This window comes from Paraburkholderia sp. Tr-20389 (genome assembly GCF_017104565.1).
Lineage (GTDB): Bacteria > Pseudomonadota > Gammaproteobacteria > Burkholderiales > Burkholderiaceae > Paraburkholderia.
On the sequence record NZ_JAAGPD010000035.1, the window covers coordinates 69,455 to 88,031 of the forward strand.

Below are 18,577 nucleotides of genomic sequence, written 5' to 3' on the forward strand. Positions count from 1 at the left end.
ATGGAGACGAAGAACACCTTCACGCTGCTCGACGCGACGCAAGCGTTCCTCGCGAAGCCGAAGAAGATGCTGATCGGCGCCGAGTGGACAGACGCGTCGTCGGGCCGCACGCTCGACGTCGTCAATCCCGCCGACGGCAGCGTGCTCACACGCGTGCCCGAAGCAAACGAACACGACGTGCAGCAGGCTGTCGCCGCCGCACGCCGCGCCTTCGACGCAGGCCCGTGGCGCACGATGAAGACCACGGACCGCGAACGTCTGCTGCTCAAGCTTGCAGACCTGGTCGAAGCGAATGCGCGCGAACTCGCGGAAATCGAATCGCTCGACAACGGCAAGCCGGTAACCGTCGCGCAAGGCCTGGACGTCTCGATGGCCGCGCAGTGCTTCCGCTACATGGCCGGCTGGGCGACGAAGATCGAAGGCAGCGTGATCGATGCAGGCATGCCGTACATGCCCGACAGCGAAGTGTTCGCGTACACGCGCAAGGAGCCTGTCGGCGTGGTCGGCGCGATCATTCCGTGGAATTTCCCGCTGCTGATGGCCGCATGGAAACTCGCGCCCGCGCTCGCGACGGGCTGCACCGTCGTGCTGAAGCCTGCTGAAGACACGCCGCTGTCCGCGCTGCGTCTGGGCGAACTGATCCGCGAAGCAGGCTACCCGGAAGGCGTCGTCAATATCGTCACGGGCTATGGACATACGGCGGGCGCTGCGCTGTCGCGCGATCCGCGCATCGACAAGATCGCGTTCACGGGTTCGACGCAGACGGGCAAGCTGATCGGCCACGCGGCGCTCGACAACATGACGCGCATGTCGCTCGAACTGGGCGGCAAGTCGCCCGTGATCGTGCTGCCCGATGTCGATATCGACAAGGCCGCACAAGGCGTCGCGAACGCGATCTTCTTCAACTCGGGACAGGTGTGCACGGCGGGCTCGCGCGTCTATATCCACAGCAAGGTGTTCGACAAGGTGATCGACGGCGTCGCGCAGATTGCAAAGAGCCTGAAGGTCGGCGCGGGCATGGATCCGTCCACGCTGATCGGCCCCCTCGTGTCCGCGAAACAGCGCGACCGCGTGTGCGGCTATATCGATTCGGGCTTCGCGGAAGGCGCGCGCGCGGCAGCCGGCGGCAAGATGCTCGACAAGCCGGGCTTCTTCGTCGAGCCGACCGTGATGGTCGATACGAATCACACGATGCGCGTGGTGCGCGAAGAAATCTTCGGGCCCGTGCTGGTTGCGATGCCCTTCGACGAAATCGACACCGCCGTGCAACTCGCGAACGACACGCCGTATGGACTCGGCGCGAGCATCTGGTCGAACGACATGTCGGCCGTTCATAAACTGATCCCGCGCATCGCTGCGGGCACGGTGTGGGTCAACTGCCACTCGCTGCTCGACAACGCGCTGCCGTTCGGCGGCATGAAGCAATCGGGCTTCGGCCGTGAACTGGGACGCGCCGTGGTCGATCAGTACACGGAAAGCAAGTCCGTGATGATCAATTACGCGTAAGCGGGTCACGCGATGCCTTGCCGACGCGCGATGCATCGGCAAGGCCAGCGCCCTCCGCGCTCGAAACAGACGCGCACCGCAGAGACAAGAGACAAAGGGGAAGAGACATGAATCATCCGACGACGCCGCGCCAGATCGCGGCGGCGGTGGCCGCACTCGCCGCGACGCTGGCAGCGCCCGGCATCGCGCAGGCGCAAAGCAGCATCACGCTATACGGCGATGTCGACGCCGGTATCACGTACACGAACAACCAGCAGGTCACGCATGCGGACGGCAGCGTCGGCGGCGGCCACAACTTCCAGTTCACGGGCGGCAATTCCGCGCCTTCGCGCTTCGGCCTGACGGGCAGCGAAGATCTCGGCGGCGGCACGGCCGTTACGTTCAAGCTCGAGAACAGCTTCTATACGGGTACCGGCAGCTTCGTGCAAGGCGGCACGCTGTTCAACCAGAACGCGTGGGTCGGACTCACGAACGAACGCTACGGCACGCTGACCTTCGGCCGTCAGTTCGACTCGTACACGAATGCGCTTGCGCCGTATGCGTCGAGTAACAACTGGGCCACGCTGTTCGGCTCGCATATCGGCGATGTCGACAACCTGAACGCCGCGCTGAATCTGAACAATGCCGTGCAATACGTGAGTCCGACCTTTGCAGGCTTCTCGGTGAGCGGCACGTACTCGCTGGGCGGCGTCGCAGGCGACTTCTCGCAAAAGCGCGGCTGGGCCGTCGCAGCGAGTTACAACAACGCGCCCTTCTCGTTCGGCATCGGCTATCTCGACCTGAACAATCCGCTCGATGCCGCGCTGGGCGGCGAGCAAGGTTATATCGGCGACTTCGCGTGCTCGAATCCGACGGCGATGTACTGCGAACTGCAGAACGCGCACTCGCTGAAGACGTTCGGCGCGGGCGGATCGTACACGTTCGGACCGGCGACGTTCGGCCTCGTCTATACGCATACGAAGCTCGACGATAGCCAGTACTTCGCGAGCACAACGTCGCCGCAAGGCTCGGATGTGCGCTTCGATATCGTCGAGGTGAACGCGACGTACGCCGTGTCGCCCGCGCTTTCACTCGGCGCCGCGTATATCTACAACTCGATGAAGACCGATGTGAGCGGTTCGCCGAAGTTCCATCAGGTGAACCTGGGCGCGACGTATAGCCTGTCGAAGCGTACGACGCTTTACGCCGTCGGGATTTTCCAGAAGGCGGCGGGCAGCGGAATCGGCACCGACCCTGTGACGGGGCAAGCTGTGAATTACGCGCAGATTCCCAATCTGCCGAATTCGACGACCGACAAGCAAGTGTCGGTCACGGTGGGGCTGAAGCACAACTTCTGATTGCATTCCAAGTGCGTGCGATTTGCGCGTCTCGTGCCCGTGGCGTGAGACGCGCTTTTTTTCGATCTGGAACGCACAGCTTATTGCAGTTTCCCTTGCGGAAGCGGGTGCAACGCCGTCCATTGGGACCAGCCGCTCGCGCAGTGCGTGGATGTCACGCGCAACGCTCTCGAACCGTCGCGAAAGTAGAGCGACTCGGCGATGCACATCGAGATGTCGTCGATCCCCGGCGTGCCGACGAAGCCTCGCTCATAAGTAAAGGGCAGATTGCCTTCGCGCAGAACATCGAGAGAACTGTCGAATTCGTCGACAAGCTTCGGATAGGCCCAATTGTTCAGCAAGGTGACAGCCGCTTCGGCGTCGAACATTTTTTCTCTAAACATTTTCACTCTCCTTCTCACGCTGCTTCATCGCGTACCGATCGCACGCTTGCCCTGACGGACTCGTTGCGCCTCGCTCACTCGCATCGGCTCGAACGCGTCCGGCAATCCTCGACAAAATCATCGGGCTCGACCGCACGGCTAAACAGGAAGCCCTGCATCCGGTCGATTCCGCATTCGCGCAGAAACGTTGCCTGTTCGTCCGTTTCGACACCTTCGGCCGTCACGGTGAGCGCTATCGAATGCGCGATCTTCGCGAGCCCTTCCACAATCGCCGCCGACCTGCTGTCAAACGGCAGCCCCATCACGAACGACCGGTCGATCTTGAGGCCATGCACGGGAAGCCGCCGGAGATACGACAGCGACGAATAGCCCGTGCCGAAATCGTCGATGACGAACTTGACGCCGAAGTTCGCGATGGCCGCTATCGTCGACACGACGGATCGCGTATCGAGCATCGGCTGGCTCTCGGTGATTTCCAGTTCCAGCGCGGAAGGCGGCAGCCCGCTGATCTCCAGTACTCGCGAGACCTTCCTTACGAAACGCCTGTTGAGTTGAAGCGGCGAGACGTTCACCGCCACGCAAAGGTCGGGCGCCACGTGCAGGCGCCACTGTGCCGCTTGCGCGCAAGCCTGTTCGATCACCCAGTCGCCGATATGCTCGATCAGGCCCGCATGCTCGGCGACAGGCACGAAGCGCGCGGGCGGGACGATGCCCAGCTCGGGGTGGTTCCAGCGCAGCAGTGCTTCCGCGCATACGGTGTTACGCGCTGCGCGATCGACGACGGGTTGCCACGCAAGCGACAGTTCGCGAGCCGCCAAGGCTTGTTGCAATGCGGATTCGATTTTCGCGTGACACGCCTGTTCGCCATCCATTGGTTGTGCGAATGACTCCGCCCACGGACTGCACATCGCACCCGGCCAGGCGACGCGCGTATACCCTGCCCGCGCAGACGTAGCACCGTCAGCGGCTGGCCCGGACCCTTGTTGAATCATCACGGCACTCCTATGCTTAAGCATCTGTGAATACACAGCACGTCAAAACATGCGGTTACCTGTGTGCAGCGTTTAGTACATTCGGATCCAGCTGGATGAACACCGGAACGCCCGAACACATCGCGCAGCAAAATCGAACAGATGACGCAAAGATAGGCTGTAGAACGCTTTCCAGGAACGATCACCATCGCTGAACGCGTCAAGCATCACTGAACGCCTGTCGTGGTGACGGGAATATCGGGGACCTTATGAAAACGCATCAGCTCCGCGCGCTCGTCGCCGTGGCGGACGCGGGCAGCGTGCGCGGCGCAGCGCGCCTGCTCGAGACATCGCCTGCCGCTGTCACGCAAAGCCTCCAGTTGCTGGAGGAGTCCACGCAGATGCAGCTGGTTTTGCGCACGTCGTCCGGGGTCACGTTCACCGAATGCGGGCAAACCCTGTTGACGCATGCGCGCCTGATCGTGTCGCAAATGACACGCGCCCATGAGGCGCTCGATGCGTTGCGCGGCAATACGCGCAAAAGACTTTCCGTCGCCGTGACCGCATGGGTCGCGCTCACGTTCCTGCCGGAGACGGTCGCGCGTTTCCGAGAGCGTATGCCGCAGATTCAGCTCGAACTATTCGAAGGGTTGCTTGCGATCGCGAATCCGCGCCTGCGCGACGGCAGCCTCGATATCTACATCGGCCGGCAGTCACCCGGCACGGCGAGTGGCGCATTCACTTACCAGCCAGTGTTTGCATCGAGCCGCGCAGTGGTCGCACGGAACGGCCATCCGAATGCGGCAAGCCGCTCGCTGGCGGACCTGCTCGAACTCGACTGGCTGGTTGCACTCGACCCTGAGACGGAAGGACAGGCGTCGTACCGGATGTTCGCGCAGCATGGCTTGCCCGTGCCGCGCAGCATTCACTATCTGCACTCGCTGGCGGTGGCCGTTCCGCTGCTCCGGTATACCGACATGGTCAGTATTTTTCCGTGGCCCCTGGTGGAGTTGTGCGCACAGCGCGATGATCTGTGCGCGCTGCCGTTGCGCGAACAGCTCGACGATTCGCTCGTCGGCATCATCACGCGCAGCGGCGAGCCGCCCGATGCGGCGTCGCGCTGCTTCATAGAGTGTTTCATTGAAACGGTGCGCGGCGAGAAGTGGATGGAGTCTCCCCACATTCGCCGCGCGATGCACTCGGTCGAAATACTCGTCTAGCCGACGCTTTCGCCGACAGCCGTGCGCATCAGTTCATCGAAACTCGCAAGCAAGCGGTCGATGTCCGGCGCATGAATCGCGCCCATCGTCGAGATGCGGAACAGCTCTTTCGACAAGCCGCCCTGCCCTGCATAGATCACGAAGCCACGCGCTTTGAGCGCATCGTGCAGGCGCTCATACGACACGCCCTCAGGCAAGCGATACGCCCGCAGCACAACCGACGATTCAGCAGCCGGCAATGCGCTGTCGATACCGCGCTCAGCGAGCCCCGCGCGCGCCTGCTCGGCGAGCGCTGCATAGCGCGCGTGACGCGCCTTCCAGCCGCCTTCCTCGTCGAGTTCGCGCAGCGCTTCGACGAGCGCGTAATACGCATGCACCGACGGCGTAAACGGCGTATTGCGCTGATCCTGCAACTGGGCGAGACGCACGAGCCCGAGGTAATACGTGCGGCTTGCCGCGACCGCCAGCGCATCGCGCCGCACGATCACGAATGCCGCGCCCGGCACGCCATGCAGACACTTGTTCGCGGTCGCGGCGACGGCCACGATCGTGCCTTCCGCGAAGTCGATTTCTTCGGCGCCGAAACTGCTCACACCGTCGACCAGCATCTTCACGTTGCGTGCGCGGCAAACCTGCGCCAATGCCTTCAGGTCGTTCAGACGGCCCGTCGTCGTCTCGTGATGAATCACGGCGACATGCGTGATGGCCTTGTCATCGTCGAGCGCGGCCGCGATGCGCGCGAGGTCTGGCGCCTGCATCCATTCGTGCTTCGCGACGCTGTGCGCGATGCCGTACTGCTTCGCGATCTGCGCAATACGCTCGCCATACACGCCGTTTTCGACGATCAACAGCTTGCCGTTTTCCGGCACGAGCGCCGCGATCATGCTTTCGACGGCGGCCGTGCCCGAACCCGTCATCAGCACGGCGCTCCATTGCGCGGGGTCGAGATCGTACAGCTTGACGAGACGCGAACGCGCTTCGTCCTGAAGATCGAAGAACTCGCTTTCGCGGTGGCACAGGTCCGTTTGCAGCAGGCTGTTGCGCACGCGCTCCGTCAGCGTGACGGGACCAGGATTCATCAGCAGCATCAGCGTGCTCCTTGGTTCGAGCCGGCGTTGGCGATGTGGCGCATCAAGCGCGTCTTCACATCGGGCGGCGTAATGGTCGGGCGCGGCAAGCCGTCCGGCGTACCGCGGCGAATCGCGACGCGCACGAAACGCGGGCCGTCGAGCAGCGGCGACGCGAACAGTTCGTCGATCAGGCTCACGTCGTCGCCTTCGACTGCCGACGCATAGCCGCACGCTGCGGCAACACCTGCGAACGACACCTGCGGCGATACCGTCGACTGACCGCCCGTCGAATCGTGCGCGCCGTTGTCGAGCAGAATGTGCGTGAGGTTCGAAGGACCGTATGCGCCGAGCGTCGCGAACACGCCCATGCGCATCAGCGCTGCGCCGTCGCCGTCGAGCGCGACCACGTGCAGATCCGGACGCGTGAGCGCGAGACCCAGCGCGAACGGCGTCAGACAGCCCATCGAGCCGACCATGTACAACTGGTTTGGGCGGTCATCGATTGCATAGAGTTCACGCCCGCAGAATCCCGTCGATGCCAGCACCACCGTCGAATTCAACGGCGTATGCGCAATCACGCGTTGCAGCGCTTCGTTGCGCGTCGGCAAGGCGTCGGACGTCGTCGAACGCGAGACATCGCGTGCAATGCGCGCTTCGCGCTTCACGGCGCGGCCAGCGTCCTTCAGTTCGTATGGCGCGACGCTGCCCTTCTGCATCACGAGCGCGTACGGGCGGCCCGTCGCATCCATATGCGCGATCGCGCGGTCGAGCGCTGGACCGATCGCGTCGGCTTCCGTCGGGAACGTCTCCCGCGGAATCTCCATCGTGTCGAGCATGGCCGGCGTGATGGGGCCCATCAGCTGATGTTGCGGCTCATCCGCGACGCCGGGCTGACCGCGCCAGGTGACGATCAACAACTGCGGCAGCTGGAACGTCCACGTCAGCGACGTCAGCGGGCTCACCGCATTGCCGAGGCCCGAGTTCTGCATCATCGTCACGCCGCGGCGGCCATTCTGCGCGCCTAGCGTCACGCCCGCGATGAACGCGACGGCATCGCCTTCGTTCGCCGCCGACACGTAGTGCAACTTCGGATCCTGCAGCACGTAGTTGATGAACGGCGTCAGATACGAGCACGGCACGCCCGCATACCAGTCGAAGCCGCGCTCGCGCGCCGCCTCGACGAACTGTGCTGCCTCGATCATTGAGCGGCGCCTCCCGCTGCATCGCCCTTCGCGAGCGGCGTGGCTTCGTGCGCGAAGTCGCCTGCGCGGCGGAAGTCTTCGAGATCGTTCACACCGCGCCAGTGGCCGTGCACGTATTGCACTTCGATTTCTTCACCGGCTTCGAGCAAGGCGTTCAACAGCGCGGGCATATCCAGCGAATCGAAATCGGGGCGCGCGCGCAGCGTGTTCATCACCGCTTGCAGGCGCTCGCGGCCTTCGCCACGCACGTTGAGCAGACCGATCCAGCGGCCGTTCGGCGCTGCGCCGTTCACGTCGGCTTCGTTGTTCGACACGCGGCGCAGCAGCACCTTGTTGCCGAACAGGCCGCGATCGTCGCCGGCCGAGCACCACGCGAAATCGCGCACGCTCTGGTTCGCCGCGCCCGATTCGTCGACCGTCGTCGAATCGACGACCACGCTGAACGGCGCCTCGCTCTCCACCAGATCGCGCACGATGTAGCTGCGGAACAGCAGGTCGCCGTACGAGATCAACGTGTCGTTCTGCAGGTTGTCGACGGCGCATGCGAGCGACGCCAGTTCGCCCGTCTGCTCGTGACGCTCGTTGACGACGAGCTTGATGCCCGCCGTATCGATTGCGTCGGCGCGATAACCGCCGACCACTGTGATGTCGTTGACGCCCTGCTTCTTGAACGAATCGACGAGCCAGCGCAGCAGCGGTTTGCCCGCGATGGGCAGCATGACCTTCGGACGCTCCGTCGTGACGGCTTCGAGGCCCTTGCCGCGGCTCGCAGCGAGCACGACAGCCGAACCTGCCGCGCGCGACGACGACAGATAGCGCTCCTCCGCTTCCGAGTATTCGTCGGCGTTCTGCAGACGGAAGATTTCGTTGACGGTCGCGATGCGGTCTTCGACGTTGACGAGCGTCTGGCTCTCGTAGATTTCCTTGACGACTGCCTGCATCGCGGACGTGGCTGCGCGAATCTGATGGTTCGCCCAGATCACCGTGCTGATGCCTGCCTTGCGGAACACTTCCGTCGGCGTGCTGTAGTACTTGGTCGGCACGATCACGAGCGGACCGCGGCCTGCCCATTCGCGGGCGAATTCGAGAATCTCGTCGGGGCGCGACAGCTTGCTGTGAATGAGGATCGCGTCGGCGCCAGCCTGGCGATACGCTTCTGCGCGCTTGAGCGCTTCTTCCATGCCCCAGCCTGCGATCAGCGCTTCGACGCGTGCGACGATCGAGAAGTCCTCGTCTGTCTGCGAGTCCTTGCCGGCCTTGATCTTGCCGCAGAACTCATCGATATCGGCGAGCGGCTGCGCTTCACCCTTGATGAAGCTGTTGGTCTTGGGGAATACCTTGTCTTCGATGCAGACGCCTGCGATGCCGCGTTGCTCCAGCTTGCGCACGAGGCGGCGCACGTTGTTGAAGTTGCCGTAGCCGGTATCGCCGTCGAGCAGGATGGGCAGATCGCTTGCGTCGGCCATGAATTCGAGCGTATCGACGACCTGGGTCCAGCTTGCTTCATTGTTGTCGCGCACGCCGTACTGGGCGGAGATCGCGAGGCCCGAGCCCCAGATGCCCTTGAAGCCGGCTTCGCGCACGATACGCGCCGAGATGCCGTTATGGGCTTCCATCAGGAATTCGAGTTCGTTGCTGGTGAGCATCTGGCGCAGGCGTGCGCTGCGCGACAGAGTGGTGAAAGAGGGTTCGCGTGCGTTCATCGTGGCTCCGGTTTTCTTTTTGCGCTGCTGTTATGCGCGGATGTTTTGCGCTGCGCGCGGCGTCGGTCTGCCGACCAAAAATGGCGACTATATCGGAAATGATTTCTGCTCGCCTTTGAAGAGGCCTGCAAGAGGCCTGGTTTTGGCAATTGATGGAATTTGGGTGAAAAATGTGGCTAATTAGCCGGTTTTTTTGCCTGCGGCGCGGTGTTGCCTGTTTTTCGCTGGTATCCGCGTTGTGGCTCTGGTTCGCTAGCGTTGCCTTTGCTTCGCTGGCATCCGCGTGATGTCTCTGATTCGCTAGCGTTGCCCCTGTGCGGGGCGGCACCTACTTTTCTTTGCAGCGGCAAAGAAAAGTAGGCAAAAGAAAGCCGCTCACACCGCTAGCGCTAGTCGTTGCCTGCGGGCCCCCAACAGTTCCTGCACTTCGTTCGGCATCGCGCTATTTCACGCGCGTTGCCAGCGTTCTACCTGCACGCATCCCCCGCTTCACACTCCCGCGTCACGGATCGCGTTACCGAAAGTCCACCGCCGCCCAGGTGGCAAACGGTGTGTAGGCCATCGCGACGGAAGTGCACCACTCCGGACTGAAAAGCGGATCGGTGTCGTGAGGGCGCCAACGCGTATGGTGCGACAACCTACACACCGTTTGCCACCTGGGCGGCGCAGACGGATCGCTGCCGCTGGCTGGGCTGCGGGTGACTGGAGTGGGTGATGCGCTCGCTCATCGCGCTGGCAACGGGCGCAAAACAATGTGTTGCCGTGTGGAGTGCGGGACCCGTTGGGGGCCCGCAGGCAAGAACACGGGCTGGCGGTGTGAGCCCGCTTTCTTTGCTTACTTTCTTTGCGGCGGCAAAGAAAGTAAGTGCCGCCCCGCACAGGGGCAACGCCAGCAAACCAGAAGCAAAACGCGGATGCCTGCCACCGAACAGAGACACACCGCGGATGCCACATCCCGCGCCGCAGGCAAAAAAAACCACTTACGGGTTTCCCCGCGTTATGCGCTATCGGTAACGCGCCGTAAACCCCATTAAGCAGTGCCATAAACGCCGCGCTGCGAAACAGAGAACCACCTCAGCCGCTGCGTAAGCAAAAAGCAATAGCAAACCCCAACCATGACACTGAACAAAAAACTCGCCTCGATGATCGCGATCCTGTGGATCGGCCTCGTCCTCATCGGTGCGTTCGGCGCGTGGCAAAGCCGCTCGTCGATGATCGCCGACCGCCGCGATCAGCTCACCACGCTGGTCGAGCAGGCCAATTCGATCGTCAACCGCTACTACACGCTGTCGCAAGAACACGTGATGAGCGAAGCCGATGCAAAGAAGCAGGCACTCGACACGATTGCCGCCATCCGCTACGGCACCGACGGCTATCTCTCCATCAACGACTCCCAGCCCGTCATGCTGATGCATCCGTTCAAACCGGCACTCGTCGGCAAGAACCTGTCCGGCTTCACGGACCCGGCGGGCAACCACCTCTTCGTCGATATCGTCAACGCCGCCGGCCAAGGCAAGGGCGGCTTCGTCGATTACCTGTGGTCGAAGCCCGGCAGCGACACGCCCGTCCCCAAGACCAGCTACGCCATGCGCTTCGCGCCGTGGGACTGGGTGCTCGTCACGGGCATGTACATGGACGACGTGCAGAAGGCGTTCTACGTCGACCTGCTGCGCTGGCTCGCAATCACGTTCGTGCTCGGCGGCATCGCAACCGTCGTGATGGTGCTCGTGCTGCGCAGCGTAAAACGCACGCTCGGCGGCGACCTCGAAACGGCCGTCGAAGCCACCCAACGTATCGCGCGCGGCGATCTCGCGACACCCGTGCCGCTCACGCACAACGACCGCACCAGCCTGCTGCACGCGCTGCACACGATGCAAAAGGGCCTCGTCGAAACGGTCTCGCGCGTACGCACCGGCACTGAAAACATCAACGTCGGCGCCACCGAAATCGCCGCGGGCAACACCGACCTCTCGCAACGCACGGAAGAACAGGCAGCCGCGCTGGTGCAAACGGCGTCGAGCATGGACGAGATGACGTCGAACGTGAAGCAGAACGCCGATAGCGCGGCAACGGCGGCGGGCCTCGCCAGCGAGGCCGCCGATATCGCGAAGCGCGGCAGCCGCGTCGTCGACGATGTGGTCCGCACGATGGGCGACATCACCAACAGCTCCAAGCAGATCGGCGACATCATCGGTGTGATCGACGGCATCGCGTTCCAGACCAACATCCTCGCGCTGAACGCCGCCGTCGAAGCGGCACGTGCAGGCGAACAGGGCCGAGGCTTCGCGGTCGTCGCGGCGGAAGTGCGCAGCCTCGCGCAACGGTCGGCAACGGCGGCCAAGGAGATCAAGGCACTGATCGAGACGTCGACGGGCAGCGTCGAGGAAGGCGCGTCGCTCGTCGCGAACGCGGGTTCGACGATGGGCGAGATCGTCGCGTCGGTACGTCGCGTGAACGAGATTCTCGAGGAAATCAGCCATGCATCGCGCGAACAGAGCGCGGGCATCGAGCAGGTGAACCGCGCCGTCGGCGAAATGGATCAGGTGACCCAGCAGAACGCGGCGCTCGTCGAACAGGCCGCAGCAGCCGCCCATTCGCTGAAGGATCAGGTCGGCGTGTTGCGCGAAGCAATTTCGAGTTTCTCGCTGCCCGCCTGATCGCACTGCCCTACGCCGTGTGAGCGCCCACGCCGCTCACGCGCCGGGAATCCCCACACAAAAAGAAGGCGCTCGGTTGGGAGCGCCTCGTCAACACGCCGCGTCGGAGACGACGCATCAGTTGAACGGGCGACGGCGCGCGCATTTTCAAAACCGGCCCGCCGCCCGTGCGTCTGACGCGCCTTCAGCGTCGCCCGACGCGCAAAAACCTTGCGCGAAGCTCGCGTCGAGATTACGTTCTTATTACAATCTGTCCACGTTCACTGTGGACCGGCAATCAGAACACCCGGCTTCGCCCTCATGATCCGCAAGAAAAATCACGATCCGTACGCGCCCGTCGCGAAGAATCCGGTCCTCGTCGCGCGCCTTCCGATGTGGCGTTCGAAGCTGGTCGTGATCCTCGTGTTCGCGGCGTTTGCGTCGCTGATCGGCCGCGCGTTCTGGGTGCAGGTCGTCAATCAGGATTTCTACGTCGAGCAGGGGCAAAAACGCTATCAGCGCACCATCGAACTCGACGCGACGCGCGGGCGCATCGTCGATCGGCACGGCGCGATGCTCGCCGTGAGTCTCGCGACGTACGAAATCTGGGCTTCGCCGAAACTGCTCGACGAAGCCACATACCCGCCTCTCGCGAAACTGCTCGACATGCCGCTCGCCGAGTTCACGCATCGCGTTTCGGGCAACAAGAGCTTCGTGCTGCTCAAGCGCCAGGTCGACGCGGAAACGGCCGCGCATATCGACAAGCTGAATCTCGCGGGCATCACGCGCATCGCGGATTCGAAGCGCTTTTATCCCGAGGGGGAATCGGCGGCGCACGTAGTCGGCTTCACCGACATCGAGGACAACGGTCAGGAAGGCATCGAGCTGGCCGCGAACGAGTTGCTGTCCGGCGAGCCTGGCGAGCGCGAAGTGATCCGCGATCGTCTTGGACGTGTGGTGTCGGACACGCGCCCGCTCACGCCGGCGCAAAACGGCGCAACCGTCCATCTGACTATCGACCGGCGCATCCAGCAGCTTGCCTACGCGCAACTCAAGGCCGCCGTCGCAAAGCACAGCGCGCAGGCGGGCAGCGTCGTCGTGCTCGATGCGCACAACGGCGAAATCCTCGCGCTCGCGAACTATCCGAGCTTCGATCCGAACGATCGCTCGCGTCTGACGGGCAAGCAGCTGCGCAATCGCGCCGTCGTCGATACGTTCGAGCCGGGTTCGACGATCAAGCCACTGGTGGTCGCACTGTCGCTCGACCGCGGCCTCGTCCGGCCGGGCACGATGATCGACACGGCGCCCGGCTGGTACAAGATCGGCCCCGCCGTGATTCACGACACGTCGAACCACGGACGCATGACGATCGCCGAAGCCTTGCAGAAGTCGAGCAATATCGCGCTCGCCAAGCTCGCGCTGAACCTGCCCGCCGAAACCATCTGGAACAAGTACCAGGAATACGGACTGGGCCGCGCGCCCGAACTGACGTTCCCGGGTGTCGCGGCGGGCCGCGTGCGTCCGTTCGCGCGCTGGCGTCCCATCGAACAGGCGACGATGGCCTACGGCTACGGCCTGTCCGCGTCGCTCCTGCAGATCGCGCAGGTGTACACGGCCTATGCGGGCGACGGCACGCTGCACCCTGCCACGCTGCTGGCCGACCCGACGCGCACGTCTTCTGCCCACCCGCGCGTGACGACGCCCACGACGGCGGCCGCCATCCGCTCGATGCTCGAAATGGCGACGAGCGAAGGCGGCACGGGACGCGCGGCGAATATCGACGGCTATCGCGTGGGCGGCAAGACGGGGACGGCGCGCAAGCAGGTCGGCAGTTCGTACGCGAAGGGGCGCTACCGGTCGCTGTTCGTCGGCATGGCGCCGATGAGCAATCCGCGCCTGGTCGTTGCCGTGATGATCGACGATCCCGCCGGCCGCGCGTTTTATGGCGGCACAGTCGCGGGGCCCGTGTTCAGCGCGGTGACGGGCGGTTCGCTGCAACTGCTCGGCGTGCCGCCCGATGCGCCTGCTTCTGCCGTCGCGCAGGCGCCCGATGTGTGAGGTTACTCACGGTCGACACGTGGCGCCACGTCAGGCGTCGCTTTCAACCAGAGCGCGCAAGTCGCGCGCGACTTCCTCCATCACCGGCTGCCACGCTCCGAATTGCGGCTGCCGGTACAGCGTGGCCGTCGGATACCACGGGCTGTCGCGCCTTCCCGTCATCCACGTCCAGTAGGGATTCACGTCGAGCAGCACCCACGTGCGCCGACCGAGCGCGCCCGCGAGGTGAGCCGCCGACGTACACACGCTGATCACCAGATCGAGTTCGCTCACGAACGCGGCCGTATCGTCGAAGCTGTGCCATTCGTGGGTGAAGTCGGCGATGGGCAGTCCGGCTGCGCGCGCCGTGTCGACATCGGCCGTTGCGCCGGGCTGCAGCGAATAGAACGCGACGCCGTCGATGTCGCGAAACGCCTGCACGTAGCGCTCCAGCCCGACGCGGCGAAAGCGGTTGCGTCCGTGATTCAGGCTGCCCGTCCATGCGAGCCCGACCTTCAAACGCTTTTCATCGGCGAGACGCGTGCGCCATGCCGCGCGCGCATCCGCGTCGGCGTGCAGATACGGCACGTCTCGCGGGATCGATTCAACGCGTGTGTCGAGCATCAGCGGCGTGCTCACCAGCGGCAATTCGAAATCGAACGCGGGCAACGATTCAAGATCGCGCGTGACGGAATATGCATCGACGTGTTGTCCGAGACTTCGCGGCAACAGCGCGCCCATATGCGCGAACGAATTCCACACGATCTGCCCGCCCTCGCGATGCACGCGCTCCGCCAGAAGCGGAATGAAGCGGCAAAACTGCAGCACGTCGCCCATGCCCTGCTCGCCCCACACCAGCAAAGTCTTGCCCTCGAGCGATTCGCCGCGCCATTGCGGCTTGCCGAAGAGCGGCCGGCCCTCTGTCAGCATGCTCGCCGGATCGTTCCAGCGCGCTTCGTGCGCAGGCCATCCCTCCGCGTATTCGCCGCGCAGCAGATGCAGCACGCCGAGCCCCGTGCGCAGCGACGCATTGCCGGGTGCGAGCGCGCACGCCCTGTTCGCGTGATCCAGCGCGTCGTCCCAGCGTTGCGACTCCTTCAGCGCCTGCGCGAGATTGCCATGCGCGAGCGCGCTCTGCGGATCGAGCTCGACAGCGCGCGTCGCCGCCGCAAGCGATCCGTCGAGATCGAAGCATGCGCGCCGCGCGCTCATCAGGTTGAACCACAGCGCGAGGTCTGCCGGGTCCGCTGCGACGGCCGCTTCGAGCACTTGCCGCTCTTCCTCTGGAGCGGCGCCCGTACGGTTCAGCGCGATCGCGAGGTTCTTGCGCAATTGCGGAAACGCAGGGTCGATTGCGAGCGCACGGCGATAGGGCGCGAGCGATTCGCGATCACGCTTCGCCATCTGCAACGCATAGCCGAGGCGCATGTTTGCCGCCGCGCTCTGCGGTTCGAGTTGGGCGACGGCTTCGACCAGCGATACCGCTTGCTCGAACTGCTGCTGTTCGAGCAGATCGAGCATGAGCCTGTCGATCGACCCGCTATCCGTCGGGTGCAGACAGGACGCAGCTTCGAGCCACAGCGCACGGGCACGCGCATCGCCGCGCGACTGCGCAGTGACCGCATGGCGAAGGAAGGTCAAAAACGGATCGAAAGTGGGCAGCATGACGGCGAAACAGGAAGTTGATCGGCGTATTGAATCGGCGCGCACAGCGTGCACCGCGCCGGCCATTCTCTGGCGAGCGATTCGGCCCCTCGTAAAGAATCGTCAAGTTCCCGTTCGATATCAACCGAAGAATGCGATGCGCCCATCCAGCCGAGCTGCGTTGAAAGCGCTCACGCCCATTTCATGCGCGATGTGTTCACGGCGGTTTTGACCCTCCTTTTAAGCGGCTTTCGTGTCTAAAGTCGCCCGCCGCAGCGCCGATATTCCAGCAGAGGCAAGCGCCTCGCCCGTTGCTCCAGCGTTCCCGTAGTCAGTCTCGCCTTGTGCGTCGACCTCGCGAGTCCGCTTCGCGCACATCACCGATTGACACGCCGGCCCGGTCCGCACGACCGCGCCGCACAAACCGGCGACGCCGGGAAGGACACTGCGATGGGCAGCCAGCGCAAGACATCGATAGCGGCAAGCGTCGCAAGCCTGACGCTCGCCGCCGCGCTCACTGCATGCGGTGGTGGAGGCAGCGGCAGCACGGCCGTCTCGAACACGGCGAAAAGCACGCCTGCCTCGAGCGGCATGCCGACCATCGCCGCCGACGGCAAGCTGCACGCCGCCTGCGAAGCCTGCTCGGCAACCGACGATGCGACCTACGCGGGCAGCGGCGCAGGCATCTGGCAAGCGATCAATCCCAATGCATCGGCTATCGACGTGCCCGTCAGCATCAAGGGACTGTCCGGGCAGAACGTGACGCTCGTCTTCACGAACGAGAGCGCGGGCACGCAAGCCATGTCGTCGATTGCATTGAGCGCGAACATGTCGGCCTCGGTCATGCGGGCGCAATCGCAGGCAACGGCGACGTCTTCGACGACGAGCAGCGAAAGCGCCACGCTCGCCGCGATCCGCGATTTCAACTACCAGGGCTGGGCGCAGCTCGCGACGAACCAGCAGGCCACGGCAACCGCGCGCTATTCGACGAACGGCGCGACGAGCGGTGCGACGACCAGCGCGTTCTACAGCGCCGGCACCTGGCAGGTCGGCGACACGCGCACGTTCTACTACGCGGACAACTCGCCGCGCACGACGACGCTCGAACAGACGGCCACCACCTCCGACGGGACCATCGTCAACCTGTGGGTCGAATCGGGCGAAATCGGCGCGTCGAAGATCTCGCCGCCAATCATCAGTTCGCTGATCACGCAGTATGCGCAGGCGGGCGGCATCTATGACATGCTGGTGCGCGTCGGCGGCAAGCTGTATGGGCCGAACAACCAGTCGAGTCTGATCGACGGCACGCATCAGCCAATCGATCTCGTCGTGATGAACTTCGATCACAACGGCCAGCCCTACGGCCTGCTCGGCTACTTCTGGGCGCTCAACAACTTCAAGACGGGCGCGGGCCAGCTCGCATACAGCAATCAGTCGATCTCGCTCTACCTCGACTCGGAAACGCTCTACCTGGGCGGCACGTACGGCATGAACCAGATGCTGACGACGATGGCGCACGAAAGCATGCACATGCAGAACTTCTATCGCCGCTCGGTGCAAATGGGCGCGCAATACGCGTTCGAGCCGTGGCTCGAAGAAATGACGGCGATGATGATGGAGGACTGGGTGAGCGGCGCGATCGTGCCCGGCTACAACGCGATCCGCGACGCGCGCTTCGTGACGTACATGACGTATGGCGGCCACGGCAGCTACAACTGCGGACTGACGACGTGGACGCCGTACGGAACCGATTGCGAAACCTATGCGGTGAACGGTTCGTTCGGCGGCTTCATGAACCGTCAGTTCGGGCTCTCGTTCTATCAGTCGTTGCTGACCAACAAGAACCACACGGCATCCATCGATATCCTCAACGAAGTGATCGGCAACGCGCGGGCCGGCGCGACGGTGCCGTCGACGTTGCGCGACTTCGCAGCGGCGGCGAGCGGGCTGGTGCCGTTGTCGTCGAACGTTACCGGCTTCACGTTTCCGGCACGCAGCGAGGGTGGCTTCGCGTTGCCCGCCATCGATCCGACTTCGCTCTACAACGGCGCGACGCGCGCGTTGCCGACCTCCGTGCCCGCGACGCTCGCCGCGCTAGGCACGTTTCCCGTCGTGCGTTCGCGTGTCAGCGGTACGTATAGCGAAACCGTTCGCGTGCCGGTGGGGACGACGCTATCCGTCGTCGTCGACTGAGTGTGATTCAATGAATCGAGTCCATCGCAGGGGTTGCCCGTGACGTTCAAACGAAATTTCGCGCTCGCCGCGCTCGCGTTGATGCATGCGGCCTGCGCCGCGACGCTGCACAGCGGCGAACCCGTCGATCTGTCGGGGCGGCTCGCGCTGCGTGGCAACGAGCCGTTCATCGTGCCCGTCGTCTACGATGTGCGCGGTGTGTTCGAGCTTGAAGGCGTGACGCGCGAGCAGGCGATGTCGCTGCAAAACCAGCAGGTCAAGGTGCACGGCACGATCACGCGAGCGGAGATGCATGGGGCGCAACTGCCTGCCGTGCATGTGGAGTCGTTGCAAACGGTCGCGCCCGCCATGCCAGCGTCTGCGCCGTGACGAACTCGCAACTTGCCTTAAGTCTCGTTTAATTCTTTGCTGTAAAGATGCGGCTCGACATCCCCTGTCGATCCGAGTTGGCGCTTTAGCGCCTTACTCGGATCCCATGCAAAGCTGTCGATCCGAGTTGGCGCTTTAGCGCCTTACTCGGGTCCCATGCAAAGCTGTCGATCCGATCCGGGTTGGCGCTTTAGCGGCTTACTCGGGTCCCATGCAAAGCTGTCGATCCGGGTTGGCGCTTTAGCGCCTTACTCGGGTCCCATGCAAAGCTGTTGAGCCGCCTGAGCATCGGCGGCATTTTTTTAT

13 protein-coding genes are annotated in these 18,577 nt (G+C 63.7%); 7 read left to right on the forward strand and 6 right to left on the reverse strand.

Features of this window, described 5'->3' with window-relative positions; all coding sequences use genetic code 11:
• Positions 1-1,506, forward strand: a complete 1,506-nt coding sequence (locus G3N95_RS27895; RefSeq protein WP_205973317.1) for an aldehyde dehydrogenase family protein — start codon at positions 1-3, stop codon at positions 1,504-1,506.
• A gap of 107 nt (positions 1,507-1,613) precedes the next feature.
• The gene (locus G3N95_RS27900) at positions 1,614-2,843 is read left to right on the forward strand and encodes a porin (RefSeq protein ID WP_205973318.1); all 1,230 of its coding nucleotides are present in this window, start codon (positions 1,614-1,616) and stop codon (positions 2,841-2,843) included.
• 80 nt (positions 2,844-2,923) lie between these two features.
• Here the strand turns inward: G3N95_RS27900 and G3N95_RS27905 are convergent, their stop codons facing one another.
• Positions 2,924-3,226, reverse strand: coding sequence for a hypothetical protein (locus tag G3N95_RS27905; RefSeq protein WP_241018989.1), 303 nt, complete (start codon positions 3,224-3,226; stop codon positions 2,924-2,926).
• 74 nt (positions 3,227-3,300) lie between these two features.
• The gene (locus G3N95_RS27910) at positions 3,301-4,056 is read right to left on the reverse strand and encodes an EAL domain-containing protein (RefSeq protein ID WP_205973319.1); all 756 of its coding nucleotides are present in this window, start codon (positions 4,054-4,056) and stop codon (positions 3,301-3,303) included.
• 410 nt (positions 4,057-4,466) lie between these two features.
• Here G3N95_RS27910 and G3N95_RS27915 point away from each other — a divergent pair, with 410 nt between their 5' ends.
• Entirely contained in the window at positions 4,467-5,417 is a 951-nt protein-coding gene (locus tag G3N95_RS27915) for a LysR substrate-binding domain-containing protein (RefSeq protein WP_205973320.1), read from the forward strand.
• Here G3N95_RS27915 and G3N95_RS27920 read toward each other — a convergent pair.
• From G3N95_RS27920 to aepX, 3 genes are read right to left on the reverse strand one after another with little or no spacing between them, the layout of a single operon-like run.
• Positions 5,414-6,505 carry a 2-aminoethylphosphonate aminotransferase gene (locus G3N95_RS27920; protein WP_205973321.1) on the reverse strand — a complete coding sequence of 364 codons (1,092 nt, stop codon included), beginning with the start codon at positions 6,503-6,505 and terminating at the stop codon, positions 5,414-5,416. The genes G3N95_RS27915 and G3N95_RS27920 overlap by 4 nt on opposite strands.
• Positions 6,505-7,689: a phosphonopyruvate decarboxylase gene (aepY, locus tag G3N95_RS27925; protein WP_205973322.1), complete on the reverse strand. Its 1,185-nt coding sequence runs from the start codon at positions 7,687-7,689 to the stop codon at positions 6,505-6,507. Before aepY ends, G3N95_RS27920 begins: the two co-directional genes overlap by 1 nt.
• A complete protein-coding gene (gene aepX, locus G3N95_RS27930) occupies positions 7,686-9,392 on the reverse strand; it encodes a phosphoenolpyruvate mutase (protein WP_205973323.1) in 1,707 nt (568 codons plus the stop codon). The genes aepY and aepX overlap by 4 nt, the downstream gene beginning before the upstream one ends.
• 1,115 nt (positions 9,393-10,507) lie before the next feature.
• On the opposite strand from aepX, the gene G3N95_RS27935 reads away from it, so the two are divergent.
• Positions 10,508-12,049: a methyl-accepting chemotaxis protein gene (locus G3N95_RS27935; protein ID WP_205973324.1), complete on the forward strand. Its 1,542-nt coding sequence runs from the start codon at positions 10,508-10,510 to the stop codon at positions 12,047-12,049.
• Positions 12,050-12,349: 300 nt separating this feature from the next.
• Complete coding sequence (locus G3N95_RS27940; RefSeq protein WP_205973325.1) at positions 12,350-14,086, forward strand: penicillin-binding protein 2; 1,737 nt, start codon at positions 12,350-12,352, stop codon at positions 14,084-14,086.
• Positions 14,087-14,116: 30 nt separating this feature from the next.
• Here the strand turns inward: G3N95_RS27940 and G3N95_RS27945 are convergent, their stop codons facing one another.
• Positions 14,117-15,730: a tetratricopeptide repeat protein gene (locus G3N95_RS27945; RefSeq protein WP_241018990.1), complete on the reverse strand. Its 1,614-nt coding sequence runs from the start codon at positions 15,728-15,730 to the stop codon at positions 14,117-14,119.
• A 429-nt stretch (positions 15,731-16,159) separates the two neighbouring features.
• Between G3N95_RS27945 and G3N95_RS27950 the strand changes: the two genes are divergently transcribed.
• Complete coding sequence (locus tag G3N95_RS27950; RefSeq protein ID WP_205973327.1) at positions 16,160-17,902, forward strand: hemagglutinin; 1,743 nt, start codon at positions 16,160-16,162, stop codon at positions 17,900-17,902.
• 39 nt (positions 17,903-17,941) lie between these two features.
• Positions 17,942-18,271 (forward strand): hypothetical protein, encoded by a 330-nt coding sequence (locus tag G3N95_RS27955; RefSeq protein ID WP_205973328.1) that lies wholly within the window; start codon positions 17,942-17,944, stop codon positions 18,269-18,271.
• Positions 18,272-18,577: the final 306 nt, after the last annotated feature.